General features: G+C 64.9%; 12 protein-coding genes and 2 pseudogenes. 10 read left to right on the plus strand and 4 right to left on the minus strand.

What is annotated here, in order from left to right; translation table 11 throughout:
• Positions 1 to 11 precede the first annotated feature (11 nt).
• The 6 genes and pseudogenes from BLU62_RS29570 to BLU62_RS34125 form a co-directional block, all read left to right on the plus strand.
• On the plus strand, positions 12 to 557 hold the full coding sequence (locus BLU62_RS29570; RefSeq protein WP_074854329.1) for a Cif family virulence factor: 546 nt from the start codon (positions 12 to 14) through the stop codon (positions 555 to 557).
• A gap of 6 nt (positions 558 to 563) precedes the next feature.
• On the plus strand, positions 564 to 1,832 hold the full coding sequence (locus BLU62_RS29575; protein ID WP_074854035.1) for a hypothetical protein: 1,269 nt from the start codon (positions 564 to 566) through the stop codon (positions 1,830 to 1,832).
• Positions 1,829 to 2,722 (plus strand): SDR family NAD(P)-dependent oxidoreductase, encoded by an 894-nt coding sequence (locus BLU62_RS29580; RefSeq protein WP_074854036.1) that lies wholly within the window; start codon positions 1,829 to 1,831, stop codon positions 2,720 to 2,722. Before BLU62_RS29575 ends, BLU62_RS29580 begins: the two co-directional genes overlap by 4 nt.
• Positions 2,723 to 3,060: 338 nt before the next feature.
• Positions 3,061 to 3,551 (plus strand): annotated as a pseudogene (locus BLU62_RS29585) (IS110 family transposase); the annotation flags it as partial.
• A 53-nt stretch (positions 3,552 to 3,604) separates the two neighbouring features.
• A complete protein-coding gene (locus tag BLU62_RS32000) occupies positions 3,605 to 3,922 on the plus strand; it encodes a transposase (protein ID WP_074854037.1) in 318 nt (105 codons plus the stop codon).
• A gap of 24 nt (positions 3,923 to 3,946) precedes the next feature.
• A pseudogene (locus BLU62_RS34125) lies at positions 3,947 to 4,780 on the plus strand (IS3 family transposase); the annotation flags it as partial.
• Between the two features lie 46 nt (positions 4,781 to 4,826).
• On the opposite strand, the gene BLU62_RS32630 reads toward BLU62_RS34125, so the two are convergent.
• The 4 genes from BLU62_RS32630 to BLU62_RS29615 form a co-directional block, all read right to left on the minus strand.
• The gene (locus tag BLU62_RS32630) at positions 4,827 to 5,015 is read right to left on the minus strand and encodes a tautomerase family protein (RefSeq protein WP_074854038.1); all 189 of its coding nucleotides are present in this window, start codon (positions 5,013 to 5,015) and stop codon (positions 4,827 to 4,829) included.
• A 68-nt stretch (positions 5,016 to 5,083) separates the two neighbouring features.
• Entirely contained in the window at positions 5,084 to 6,349 is a 1,266-nt protein-coding gene (locus BLU62_RS29605; protein WP_074854039.1) for a metal-dependent hydrolase family protein, read from the minus strand.
• A 73-nt stretch (positions 6,350 to 6,422) separates the two neighbouring features.
• The gene (locus BLU62_RS29610; protein WP_074854040.1) at positions 6,423 to 7,895 is read right to left on the minus strand and encodes an aldehyde dehydrogenase; all 1,473 of its coding nucleotides are present in this window, start codon (positions 7,893 to 7,895) and stop codon (positions 6,423 to 6,425) included.
• 35 nt (positions 7,896 to 7,930) lie between these two features.
• The gene (locus BLU62_RS29615) at positions 7,931 to 9,391 is read right to left on the minus strand and encodes a nicotinate phosphoribosyltransferase (protein ID WP_074854041.1); all 1,461 of its coding nucleotides are present in this window, start codon (positions 9,389 to 9,391) and stop codon (positions 7,931 to 7,933) included.
• Positions 9,392 to 9,962: 571 nt separating this feature from the next.
• Here BLU62_RS29615 and BLU62_RS29620 point away from each other — a divergent pair.
• The 4 genes from BLU62_RS29620 to BLU62_RS29635 all read left to right on the plus strand — a co-directional run bounded on the left by BLU62_RS29620 (position 9,963) and on the right by BLU62_RS29635 (position 13,615).
• The gene (locus BLU62_RS29620; protein ID WP_074854042.1) at positions 9,963 to 11,054 is read left to right on the plus strand and encodes an LLM class flavin-dependent oxidoreductase; all 1,092 of its coding nucleotides are present in this window, start codon (positions 9,963 to 9,965) and stop codon (positions 11,052 to 11,054) included.
• A 64-nt stretch (positions 11,055 to 11,118) separates the two neighbouring features.
• Positions 11,119 to 11,733, plus strand: a complete 615-nt coding sequence (locus BLU62_RS29625) for an HAD family hydrolase (RefSeq protein WP_244278435.1) — start codon at positions 11,119 to 11,121, stop codon at positions 11,731 to 11,733.
• 79 nt (positions 11,734 to 11,812) lie between these two features.
• Entirely contained in the window at positions 11,813 to 12,568 is a 756-nt protein-coding gene (locus tag BLU62_RS29630) for a glutamine amidotransferase (RefSeq protein ID WP_074854044.1), read from the plus strand.
• An 18-nt stretch (positions 12,569 to 12,586) separates the two neighbouring features.
• Positions 12,587 to 13,615, plus strand: a complete 1,029-nt coding sequence (locus BLU62_RS29635; protein ID WP_244278436.1) for a LacI family DNA-binding transcriptional regulator — start codon at positions 12,587 to 12,589, stop codon at positions 13,613 to 13,615.
• The last annotated feature ends 3 nt before the right edge of the window (positions 13,616 to 13,618 follow it).

Below are 13,618 nucleotides of genomic sequence, written 5' to 3' on the forward strand. Positions count from 1 at the left end.
AGGTGGAACACATGTCTTTTGATCGTGCCGAACTGGAAGAGATGAAGGAGCGGTGGCTCGCCGCCAACATCGAGGCAGAGAAGGCGGGGGACTGGAAGCCCCTCGCCGAGTTCTACACCGAGGACGCCACCTACGGCTGGAACTACGGCCCCAAGAAGGACTTCATGGCCGTCGGTCGCGACGAGATCCGCGATCTCGCGCTCGGCCAGGAGATGGAGGGCCTCGAGGGCTGGGAGTACCCGTATCAGTCGTGGGTGATCGACGAGACGACCGGCGACATGATCGGCCTCTGGAAGCAGGTCAACGAGGGTACCCGCGACGACGGCAGTCACTATGCGCTCGAGGGCATTCAGGGCAGCTGGTTCAAGTACGGCGGCAACTTCCAGTTCTCCTGGCAGCGGGACTTCTTCGACTACGGCAACGTCTCCGCCCTGTTCATCGAGATGATGAAGAACAACGCGATGAGCGACGGGATGCTCAAGCGGGTCGAGAAGGCGGCGCCGGGAAATCTGCCGGGGTGGTACGACTTCGGTAAGGCCCCCGTGGCGATCTGGTGATCTGACATGACTCCCACAGCCCCGGCCTATCAAGGTCTGAGTCAACAACAGCTCGCCGTCCTGGTACCCGAACTCCTGCTGTCCGGCCAGATGATCGACCGGAGCGGGATGGCCCATCTCATCGGCGCCTTCGGGCGAGAGGTGATGGGCAAGATCGCCATCGAGGAATGGATGGCCGCGAGTCCGGTCTACACACACCGGATCCGGACCGCGCTCGGAGTCGACGGTGACGGCGTCGAGGACATGTTCAAATGCCTTCAACTCGACATCGGCGCACCGCCACAGTTCATGGACTTCCGGTTCCGGGTCGACGACAGGTATCACGGGTCGTTCGTCCTCGATCATTGCGGCGCACTTCTCGACGTCGAACCACTCGGTGACGACTACGTCACCACGATGTGCCACGACATCGAGGACCCGACCTTCGACGCCACGGCCATCGCGACCAACCGCCGGGCGCGTATCCGGCCGGTGCATCGTCCGCCTCGACGCCCCGTCGACCGGACCCCGCACTGCGAGTGGACGGTCACCATCGAAGCCGATCGGGACGAGCTACCCCTGCCGCCCGACGCCGAGGAGATGTTCGGCACCCGGGCGGGACAGATTGCTCTGTCCGCGATCGATGCCTCGGCAACCGATGGCTGGGTCGACTATCGCGGTCCCCTCGTCGAGGATCTGCAGTTCGCCGAGTGGTCCCTTTCGACGCTGGTACGGATCGCCGAAGAGGTTGCGCTGCAACATCAGCTGCTGTCCCTCGGCTTCCTGATCAGTCTGCGCAGGTATGCGGAAACCGACGAGCAGGTGGTCGAGATCTTCCGCAAGCAGCTGATCGGGATCGCGGGATTGGCGGCGGATCGCATTCGCGCAGCCCTCGACCTCCCTGCCGACGCCGAAGGTCTCGCCCGCGTGCTGGCCCTGCATCCGTGCTTCGGTCCGGCGCAGTACACCGGCCTGACCGCGACCGCCGACGGCGACACCGTCGTCATCAGGCTGCCGCGGGACTCCGACGCGGTGACCGACGGTGGCTGGATGTCGATCATCACCCCTGATCATCTCGAACCGCTGCAGGCGGCTGCGACGGCCGTGAGTTCCTACCTGAACGTCGAGGGCGCCATCGAGACCGACGATGCGCTCGAGATCCGGATCGCCACGTCGGACACGGCACAGAAGGAGAGCGGCGAGGTGGCGATCGCCCGATTCAGCGGCGGCGCGAGTTTCGAGTTCGTCGACCGCGGCCGTTCGATCCCGATCACCCCGGTGGGTAGTTCGACGTGATCGGTGACGCGGGCTGGTCGCCGGGTGCCGCAGGGCTCGGCGGCCGGGTTGCAGTGGTCGCCGGAGCGACCCGTGGCATCGGCCTCGCGGTGACGTACGCCCTCGCCGGGCAAGGGGTTTCGGTCGTCGTGAACGGCCGCGACGAGAGCGCGCTGGAGGAGACCGTCGCGGAGATCCGCGGCGGGGGAGGCCAAGCCGTCGGCGTCCGCGGCTCGGCCGGTGACGACGGCGTCGCCCAGAAGATGGTCGATGTCGCGCTCGCCGAATTCGGTGCGCTGGACATCGCCATCAACTGTGCCGGAATCGCCGAACCCCCGGGTTCGACGGTGCTGACGATCGCTCCCGACGAGTTCCGGGCCCAGGTGGACGCCCACCTCATGAGTGCCTTTCATCTCCTCCAGGCCGCGGGACGCGTGTTCGTCGAGCAGGGATCGGGGGCGATCGTCCTCACCGGGTCGGCCGCATCCCTCGGAATGTTCGGCGGCAGCGGCTATCCCGCGGCGAAAGGCGGCGTAAATGCGCTGGCCCTCGCCGCGGCGGCGGACCTCGCCGACCACCATGTGCGCGTCAACGTCGTGATGCCCGGCGCCAAATCGCGGTTGTCGACCGGTGACGACTACATCGCCCACATCGAGGGTCTGCATCGTCGGGGGATTCTCGATGACCTGACCCGCGACGCGGCACTGGACCCGGCCCCGCCGGAGTACGTGGCGCCCCTGTACGTCTTCCTCGCCAGCGACGCCGCCGAGCACATCACCGGCAACATCTTCAGCGCCGCAGGTGGTTTCATCGGCCGGTTCGAGGCACAGCAGGCGAGTTTCGTCGCCTACCGCGACCACAAGGACACCTCGCCGTACAGCCTCGAGGAACTGGCCGAGCTACTCGGGTGAGTGTCGCTCCCTGAGGTGTGAGCGGAGCGAGCCACGAAGGGTTGCCGACGTCGACTCGCCAGGCCTAATGGGGGTGGGTCGGTGGTCTTTTCCCGTGGTGGAGGGGATGCTGGTCGTGTGAGCCTGCCCGGTCGGTGACCACTCGCTGGGCCTGAAACGGTTGGCGGATTTCTACTCGAAGACCGTGCCCGGCCGGGCGGGATCACCTCGCAGAACGCTACTGGGATGTCGTGCCCCCGCACCTGTGGGTGAGCACTGATCCATTAGGCCGCGTGAGAGGGGATCCTCGGGCTCACATCGCAACTACTCGCTAGGAGGAGACGAGGTGAGCGTTCGACATGATCTTTGTGGGCAACGACTGGGCATCTGATCACCACGATGTGTGCGTGATGGATGAGACCGGCAGGGTCCTGGCCACTCGCCGATGTGCTGAGTCGGCGGCTGGTATGACCGCGTTACATGACTGCTCGCCCGGTTCGCCGAGGAACCCGAGCAGGTGGTGGTGGGTATCGAAACCGAACACGGCATGTGGGTGACCGCGCTGGTCGCTGCCGGCTACCAGGTGTATGCGATCAACCCCCGCTCGGTCTCCCGCTATCGCGATCGCCATCATGTCAGTGGCACCAAATCCGATAAGGCCGATGCGAAAATGCTGGCCGATCTGGTGCGTGCCGACCGCCACAACCATCTACTCATCGCCGACGACAGTATTGAAGCCGATGCGATCCGGGTGATGGCGCGCACCCACCAGAATCTGGTCTGGGCCCGCTCGGCCCACCAAAACGTGCTGCACGCCCAACTCCACGCCTACTACCCGGCCGCACTCGAGGTGAACCGCCCCGGGTTTGTCGGAGGCTCTCGAACCTGTGATGGATGGAGAGTATGGCAGCACCACGGAAGTACAGCGTTGAGCTGAAGGAGCGGGCGACGCGGATGGCGGTGGAAGCTCGCAAGGACCCGGCCACGCGGCCGGGGGCGCTCAAACGGATCGGCGATCAACTCGGTGTGCACCCGGAGGCGCTGCGCACCTGGGTCAAGCAGGCCGAGATCGATGGCGGCGTTCGACCGGGTACCACGACCAGCGAGGCTGAACGGATCGCGCAGCTGGAACGCGAGAACCGTGAGCTGCGGCGGGCGAACGCGATCTTGAAGCAGGCCTCGGCTTTCTTTGCGGCGGAGATCGACCGCCCACAGCGCTGATCGTGGAGTTCGTCGCCACTCATCGTGGCGAACACGCCAGTCGATCCGATCTGCGCGGCCTTGCGCGATACGGCCGCCCAGATCGCTCCGTCCACGGTGCGAGCCCATCTGAGTTCTCGACGAGTCGAGGCGCCACGGGTGGTCGGTGACCGCGAGTTACTCGGCGAGATCCGCACCGTGCATGCCGACAATCTCGGCGTCTACGGCGCCCGCAAAGTTCATGCCGAACTACGCAGGAAGGGTATCGGCGTGGCCCGATGCACCGTCGAACGATTGATGAAAGCTGATGGGCTGCAGGGGATAACGAGGCTGAAGACACGGAAGACCACGCACAGCGAGGGGGCCGAAACTCCGCAGCCGGCAGATCGTGTCGAGCGGCAGTTCACCGCGGCGGCACCCAACGCGCTGTGGGTGGCCGACCTGACCTACATCCGCACCCACTCGGGGTGGGTGTATGCCGCGTTCATCCTTGATGTCTTCTCGAGGATGGTCGTGGGCTGGCGGGTCTCGACCACCATGCACACCGACCTCGCACTCGACGCCCTGGACATGGGGTTGTGGGCTCGCTCGCGTGCCGGCCAGGACGTGGCCGGGCTGATTCACCACTCCGACCGCGGAGTGCAGTATCGAGCGATCCGTTACACCGAACGCCTCGCCGAAGCCGACGCGGTGACTTCTGTTGGCTCTAAGGGCGATTCGTACGACAATGCGATGGCCGAGGCGTTCAACTCGCTGTTCAAGGCCGAATGCATCCGCAACCCAATCATGCGCCCTCGAGGTGGTTGGGGTGGTGTCGGTGAGGTCGAGATCGCCGTCGCCGAGTACATCGATTGGTTCAATCACCGCCGCCTGCACGGCGAGATCGGACAGGCAATCTACCTTATGACGTATTTGCCGTTGCGGGTCAGCCCATCAGCTTCCCGCCATGCCCCCACTGCGCACGTGCCACGCCATGCAGCACAACCGTTGTGTCCGAGCCGATCTCGTCTCCGAGGACCTCCGACACCGCCTTCGTCAGTTCCGCCACCATGTCGGCGGCGAACTGCCGGTCGGTGAACCTGTCCTCGAAAAAGCTCGCTTCGATGTATGGCATTTTCGCTATCTCCGTCTCGTTGCGTTCGTTGTATCACGCGCAACCGGGATTGGTTGTCGCGTTTAGATCTACCTGGAATCCAGCTGGAGCATTTGCGCCGATTCCGACAGATAGTCGGTGACATCCTGCCCGGCCCGCACCACGTTCTTGATCCCGGTCCGCAGCCGGGTGATGTCGCCGAGCACCTTCTCGTCGACGACCAGCGCATCGCCCATCGCACCGATGCGCAGCGTGCCCAGATCTCTTCGGTCGAGTAGGTCGGATGCAGTGGCGGTTGCGGTGGTGAGCGCCTCCGACACCGACATGCCGTGCTGCACGTACAGTTCCAGCTCGCGATGGTGTGCCCCGAACGGGCACAGCGTCCCGGACGAGTCGGTCCCCATCGCGATCTTGACCCCGGCTGCCCGTGCGATCGCGAAAGCCTCGATCGTCCGGTCATGGGCGTCCCGGAGACGTTCGACGCCTGCGGCGGACAGGCCCCGTGTGGTGCCCTCACGCTGGCACCAGTCGTTGAAGGCCATGGTGGGCACCAGGAACGTGCCGTGGCGCGCCATGTGGGCAGCACACTCCTCGTCGAGGTAGGAGCCGTGCTCGATGCTGTCGACTCCGGCTTCGAGGCTGCGTCGGATTCCCTCCAGCGACACAGCGTGCGCGGCCACTCGCAGGTCCATGTCATGTGCTTCGTCGACGATGGCAGTGAGTTCGGCGACGCTGTAGTTGGGCCAGTGCGGCTGTTCTCCTTTTGACATCCCGCCGCTGGCCATGACCTTGATGAAGTCGGCGCCGCTACGTGCCTGCAAGCGGACCATCTGTCGGCATGCATCGACGCCGTCAGCCGTATCCCATTCGCGCCGTTGCGTATACGGCGGGTAGAACAGGTCGCCGTGTCCGTTGGTCATGGTGATCCACCACGGGGCGACGACCAGGTTGGGGCCTACCATCAGCCCCCGGTCGACCATGTCGCGTAGCTCCACCTCGCCGACCCCGCGATGCCCCATGCAGCGCAAGCTCGTGAAGCCGGCCCGCAGCGCCCGGAGTGAGTTGCGGTAGCCGTGGAGCAACTTCTCCGGGCCGGTCTTCTGGCCGCGGAAGACGTCGCTCGCCAGCACTCGGTCGGTGACCGAGTTGGTCGTCAGATGAACATGGCAGTCGACCAACCCGGGCAGTACCGCGTGACCTGTCGCATCGAGCCGCGGGGTACCGGGCGGAACGACGTCGGGCCGATGCTCTCCGACGTAGTCCACCCTGCCGCCCCTGATGTACAGCAGTCCGGACGCGTACCGCTCGTCTGCTCCCAGCCACACCAGGCCGTTCTCGATCGCAATGTCGTTCATTTCCACTCACTCACTGTGCAGCACTGTCCGACAGGTGCTTTCCGTTCCGCCGGGATTCAGGGTCACACAGATCTCACGTCGGCGGCGCGTCCAGGACGACGGTCTTGTTCTCCAGGTAGGCCTGCAGCCCCGCCACGCCGCCCTCCCGTCCGATCCCGGATCTCTTGAAACCGCCGAAGCCGATGCCGAAGTCGGCCCGATTGCCGTTCTGTCCGACGGTGCCGGAGTGGAGCCGGCGGGCGATCGCCAGGACCCGTGCGGAATCGTGGGTGAACACAGCGGCGTTCAGGCCGAACTCGGTGGCGTTCGCGATCCGGATCGCGTCATCGAGATCCCGGGCGGGCTGGACCGCCAGCACCGGACCGAAGATCTCCTCCTGACCGAGTCGCGACTCCACGGCCACCCTCCCGAAGACCGTCGGCTCGACGAACCAGCCGCTGTCGAGGTGAGCCGGACGGCCGCCGCCGTAGGCCAGTTCGGCTCCCTCCTGCCGTCCGATCTCGATGTAGTCCTGGACGCGCGCGCGCTGGCGCGCCGTCGCCACGGGCCCCAGCCTCGTCGTCGGATCGTACGGATCCCCGATCGTGACCCTGCTGAACTCCTCGGCGAGCGCCGCGACCATCGCGTCGTGCCGCTCCTCGGGAACGATGACCCTCGTCAGCGATGCGCAGATCTGCCCCGACAGGAAACATTCTGCTGCCGCGATGATCCGAGCTGCGTCCGCGACGTCGAAGTCGTCGAGTACAATCGCCGGCGACTTGCCCCCGAGTTCCAACGAGGACCGTGCGATCCGACCGCCGAGGATGCCGCCGATCCGCTTGCCCGCCTCGGTCGATCCCGTGAACGCGATCTTGTCGACGCGCGGATCCCTCACCAGGGCTTCCGAAGCCTCTCGCTCGGCGGTCACCACATTGAGGACACCCGGTGGCAGGCCGATCGTGTCCGCGATCTCGGCCATGATGTACCCGGCACCGGGTGCCTCCGGCGAACACTTCACGACCACCGTGCAACCCGCGAGCAGGGCGGGCGCGACCTTCCAGGCGAGGAGCCCCATCGGGGAGTTCCACGGGATGATCGCACCCACGACGCCGACGGGCTCCTTCACGATCATCCCGAAAGCGGCTCCGTTAGTGGGTGCGACCTCCTCCGCGAACGCGAAGTCGGTCGCCAGTCCCGCGTAGTACCGGTAGGTCTCGATCACCTCCTGCATGACGACGCCCACCGAGGACGCGAGGATCCCGGTCTCCCGCGGCCAGATCTCGACCACGTCGTCGATGCGCTGCTCGACCGCTTCGGCGATGGTGAGTAGCACCTCGGCGCGCTCGGCGTGCGACAACCGCGGCCACGGCCCTTCGTCGAACGCCTTGCGGGCGGCCGCGATCGCGCGATCGATGTCGTCGACGTCGGCGTCGGGGACCGAGTAGAACACCTGCTCGGTCGTCGAGTCGATCACGTCGATCGTCGCGGTCGAGTGCGGTTCGACCCAGGCCCCGTCGATGTAGAGACTTCCGGTCGACGACAGGGGAACTCGGGGGAGCGTTTTCATACGGGATTCCTCTTCTGCGGGCGAGCGTCTCGAGATCAGGCGACCCTGGAGTCGTCATCCTGCTCGCGCATCTGCTTGATCACGTCGTAGTAGTAGTACTCGGGGACCTCGGCCTCGCTGCGTGCGATCAGTTCGGTGAAGTCCCACTTCGTGAGCAGGTGCCCGTCGCGGTACACCGGCTGGAGCAGGTTCTCCTCCGGCGAGATCGAATCGCGGCGGACGGTGACGAATTCCCCGTCGCGCTTGGTCAGTGCGAGGCGGCCGGCCTTCGATACCTTGAAGGTGGCTCCGGTGGGCTGCTTCGCGACATCCCGCCACTCGCCGTCCACGCAGACCGCATTGCACTTCTGACCGAAGTTCAGGGAGTCGCGGTTGTAGTGCTGGAGCAGACCTCCACCCATGCCGAAGATGGCGTTCTCCGCCGACATGCCACGTCGTTCGAGTTCCAGGTAGATCTGCGGCAGGCTGGCGAAGGTGACCCCGTCGCCCTGCACGACGCGCAGGTAGGGCGGCAGGACCTTGAAGCCCTTCGAGTTCACCTCGTAACCGAAAGCGTCCATGAGCCACTCCGCAGTGTCCGCCGTGACCTGGACCGGGTCACCAGAGTCCGGGCGCGCTCCGACCAGCCCCGGAAAGTTCTGGATCTCCTCCTTGAGTTCCTTGCCCAGGATGTTCTTCACCGCGTTCTCGTGATCGTACGAATCCGTCAGCAGCAGTACAAAACCCGCGTCCCGGTAGGTGTGCAACATGTTGCGCAGCGCGTCGACCTCGTGATCACGTCCCCACGCGGTGAAGCCCGCGTGCTCGCTGTTGGGGCCCGAGTTGGCCGGCGACACAGCATTGTAGTACTTCATCGCGGCCAGAATGCCCGGCACGGTGTCGCTCTGTTCGAAGTTCACCAGGTGCGCAAGACCGCCCAACGCCGCGGATTCCTGGGAGCTGACCCCGCGAGCACCGTAGTCGTGCAGCTGCAGTCGCAGCAGCTCGGGGTGGTCGGAGGTGCGCGCGAAGGCTTCCCGGATGATCTGCTTGCTCATCCAGCTGACGGTGCCGATGGTGGTCGGGTACCAGACCGCACGCAGCAGTGCGGTCTCGAAGAAACTGGTCACCCAGGCGTACTTCGGATCGGTGTTGATGATCTGCACGAGCACGTTCCGCGTGGGCAGGACGGTTCCCTCCGGCACGGCCTCGATCTCCACGGGCAGGTACCCGCCGTGGTCGTTGAGGATCCCCAGCCAGTTCTCGCGGCTGAACGGCATGCCCTGTGCCCGGGTGACCGCTTCGGCCTCGTCGATGTCGTCCAGGGTGATCGGACGCAGGAGGTGCTCGCGGATATACGCCTGCAGGCCGACGAACATCGTGGCCGGGAAGATGCCACCGCGCGACTCGATGTAGCTCGAGACGTACTCCGTGCCCTTCGGGTACAGCGAGTGGTGACAGTGCTTGTAGGTGTCGGTGTTCAGGATGATGTTGTCGAGTGCCGAGACAGATGACATGGAATTCCTCACTCACTTTTTCGGGATGTAGAAACGTTTCTACTCTGGTCAAAGAACTGGGGTCGCCCCGTTTGCATCGATGACGTTGCACGGAGATCCCCGCGTGCTGCGACTCTCAGTGCTCCGTAGTCATAGTGGGGAAAGGTACCACCGACGGTCAAGCGATGCGGCGTAAACAAGATGTTTCATTCGCGTTTCGCGATCGCGGTGCGGATCACAAAGAAGGACAACAGTTTTCGATGACCGCCGGTCGGTCGTCCCGATCGCCGGTCGAGCGAGGTCAGGTGGCGTCGGTGGTGATGGGCCACCGGGGCAGGGTGCCTGGCTCGGGCACTCCGGACGCCAGATGTGCCCGCGGGCACGAACGTGCAGGTCCTCGCATGTGGCGGTTCCTGCGAATGCCCACCGCTTGCGTTGACGGCCATCGATGCATAGAATCGTTTCTATCGCCCGGGTCGGAAGTCGTCGGCCCGATCGGAGAGGATCTGAAGACTCCCGTGCTCGGAGCATCCTCGAGCGGCGCTCCATGCCAGGCGACACGAGAATCGTTCACAGTCAGAGGGGCAGTTTCATGAAGATCTGGGTAACTACGCCGTTCTTTTACCGCGACATGAGCCGCCCGTGGTCGGAGCTGCTCGACGATATGCTTCGTATCGTCGACGCTGCCGAGGACCTCGGTTTCGAAGGTGTGACCGTCAACGAGAACCACTTCCAGAACTACGTCAGCAATCCGTCGTCGGTGATGTTCAGTGCACTGGCCGCGGCGCGCACTGAGCGACTGCGGATCATGCCTGGAATTGTGGTGCTGCCCTACTACAACCCGCTGCTCATCGCCTCGGAGATGAGTTTCCTCGATCACATGGCCCCGGGCCGGATCGGGATCGGGGTCGCTCGGGGCGGAAGCCGCTATCCGCTTGATCGCATCGGTGTCGATCCCAAGGATGCGCGTGAGATCTACGAGGAATCCCTGGAGATCATCAAGCGCGTGTGGGTCGAGGACGACGTGGAGTACGACGGCAAGTACTTCTCGTTCCCGCCGACCACGATCGTGCCCAAGCCGGCTTCCGATCCGCACCCCGAGCTCTGGGCCGCGTCGCAGAGCATCGCCGGTGTCCGACGGGTGGCCCAGCAGGGGAACAATCTGATCACCGCGCCCAACTACGGCAACTTCGAGCCCTACGGAGACCTCGAAGCGCTCCTCGAGGCGTACAACGACGAGATCGAGCAGACCGGGATGCCGCGTGGCCAGGTGATGGCGCTCCGCCACACTTGGCTGGGCAACACCGAGGAACAAGCTACTGAGTATTTCGACGATGTGCTGAGCGAATACAACTACTACCTCACGCTCGTCCATGCCAGCAGGACCGCGAACCAGACCAAGGAAGAGCGTTTGTCTGCCCGTGCCGACGGCGAGAAGGACGACTCGGTCGTCAAGGGCGGTGCGATGAAGCCGGCCGAGGAGACCTTCTCCAAGGAAGGGCTCTCCGAGAAGTACGCGGATCCGATCCTCACGACCCCTGATCGGATGATCGAACGGTTCAAGGCCTACGAGGCGCTCGGCGTCGACCACATGGCGTGCCTGATCGCGGTCGGGCAGCCCATCGAGGCGGTCGTGGCGAACATGGAGTTCATGGCGAAGGAAGTGCTCCCCGAGTTCTCCTGAGACCACCTCGACGTCCGACACGAGAGAAAGCCAGGTCATGACCAGCCGACTTCATGTTTTCGACATGGACGGCACCCTTCTCAAAGGTGCAGCCGCCCTTCATCTGTCACGATACTTCGGCAAGCTGGATGAGGGTCTCGACATCGAGAACCGCTGGGCGGCAGGGCAGATCACCGACACCGAGTTCTGGTCGACGCTGCTCGCCATCTGCGACGGCGCCACCGAGACCGAGCTCGACGCGGCGTTCGAGCAGGCGGAGTGGCTCGACGGGGTCGTCGCCACCTTCGAGGACATCCGCCGACGAGGCGAGACGGTTATCGTCATCTCGCAATCGCCGGCGTTCTTCGTCGACAGGTTGAGACAGTGGGGCGCGCACGAGACCTACGGGTCCGACGTCGTGATCGGCGAACCGCTCTCGGAGGACGCGACCCTGTCTCCGCAGGAGAAGGTGAAGATTACTGAGGCGGCGCTGGCCCGGTTGGCGTTGTCGCCGGAAGACTGTGTGGCTTACGGCGATTCGTCGTCGGACATCGAGCTGTTCGGTTGGCTCCGGAACACCGTGGCTGTCAACGCGAGCCCGGTCGTCGCCGAACTCGCGTCAGTCGAGTATCAGGGCGACGACCTGCGCGCCGCCTACGAACTGGGGCGAGGGCTGTTCGGCGCCCGGAGCCGGATCTGAGCATCCGGCGACTCACCCTTCCCGATCAGGTCCCGCACGGACTTCCCAGCACCGTTTCGAAGACAGTAGGAGAAACACAATGACACCTCTCACGATCCTCGTCGCCGGCGAATCGTGGATCAAGCACACGATCCACATGAAGGGCTTCGACCAGTTCCACAACACCGAATACGAGGAAGGCGCGACGGTCTTCCTCGACAACCTCGCGGCGGAGGGTCACGAGGTCACCTACGTTCGCGGGCATGAGATCTCGTCACGATTCCCCAAGACCGCGCAGGAGATCGACCACTACGACGTCGTCGTCATATCCGACATCGGCTCCAACTCGTTCCAACTCCCCGACGAAACCTTCCTGCGTTCGGAGATGTCGCCGAACCGGCTCGGCGTCGTGGCCGACTATGTCCGCCGGGGCGGCGGCCTCGTGATGGTCGGCGGCTATCTCTCGTTCACCGGCATCGACGCCAAGGCCCGATTCGGCATGACCCCCCTTGCCGATGTCCTCCCGGTGACCATGCTGACCTACGACGACCGGATCGAAGTGCCCGAGGGATGCAAGGTCGAGGTCCGGTTGCCCGGGCACCCGGTCCTCGGCGACACGCCCAACGAATGGCCTCCACTCCTGGGGTACAACCGCGTCATCCCGCGTGACGACGCGGAGGTGGTCGCCCGCAGCGGTGACGATCCGATCCTCGTGACGGGCACGTTCGGAAGCGGTCGCGCCGTCGCCTTCACCTCCGACCTCGCCCCGCACTGGGCACCCCCAGAATTCGTCGAGTGGACGAGCTACGCACACTTGTGGTCGTCGATACTGTCGTGGGCAGGCGGACGCTCATGACCAGGGGAAAGGATCGCGGTGACGTCTGAGAGCAAACCCAAACGAGCAACCATCAAGGACGTGGCCGAACACGCCGGGGTCTCGGTGAGCACCGTCAGCTACGTCCTCAACGACTCCGGCCCAGTAGCGCCCGAACGGCGCAACCGAGTCCTCAACGCGGCCCGTGTGCTGCAGTACTCACCAAATGAATCGGCGCGCAACCTCAAGCGGCGCACTGCCTCTCGAATCGGGATGGTGATCCCCGATCTGACGAACCAGTTCTTCGCGATGATCGCCGAAGGCGTCCACCAGGCAGCATCAGCGCATGACGTGCTGGTGGTGCTGGTGGTCCCCGGCAGCGCCGAGCAGTCCGAGGAGGAGCAGACCCGGCTCCTGCGCAGCCAGCGTGTCGACGGGGTCGTCTACCTGTCGAGCACCGGATCGATGCCCGCGGCCAGCTACGAGCTCGCCCGCTCCGGACCGGTGGTCCTCGTCGACGAGCAGATCCCCGGCGTCGACCTGCCCGCCGTCGTGTCCGACTCGCGCAAGGGTGCCCGCGAAGTCGCCCAGCATGTCATCGACAACGGGCATCGTCGAATCGCGGTGATCGGCGGCCCGGAGAGTCTCTGGACCGCGCAACAGCGTCTCGCCGGCTATCGGGAAGCCTTCGCGGGCGCCGGTATCGACCCCGATTCGGTTCCGGTCCTCGTCGGTGACTACCGCCAGGACGCCGGCTACGAACTCGCCTCGCGCGCACTGGCTGCCGACATCGAACCCACTGCGTTGATCTGCGCGAACGACCTGATGGCGGTCGGCGCGATGGAGTACTGCCGGAACTCGGGCCGACGCATGCCGAACGACGTGAGCATCGTCGGCTTCGACGACCTGCCGCTGTCGTCGCTGCTGACCCCACGTCTGACCAGCGTCCGTCAGCCCGCGCACGACATGGGCTACCGGGCGACGACAGTCCTGTTCGACCTCATCGAAAATCGGACACCGGCGCCGATGAGCCTGCTACCGACGACCGTGCAGGTGCGATCGTCGGTGTGCGACATCAACGGAGCGTGAATG

Origin of the sequence: Gordonia westfalica, from assembly GCF_900105725.1 — a bacterium.
Taxonomy (GTDB): Bacteria; Actinomycetota; Actinomycetes; order Mycobacteriales; family Mycobacteriaceae; genus Gordonia; species Gordonia westfalica.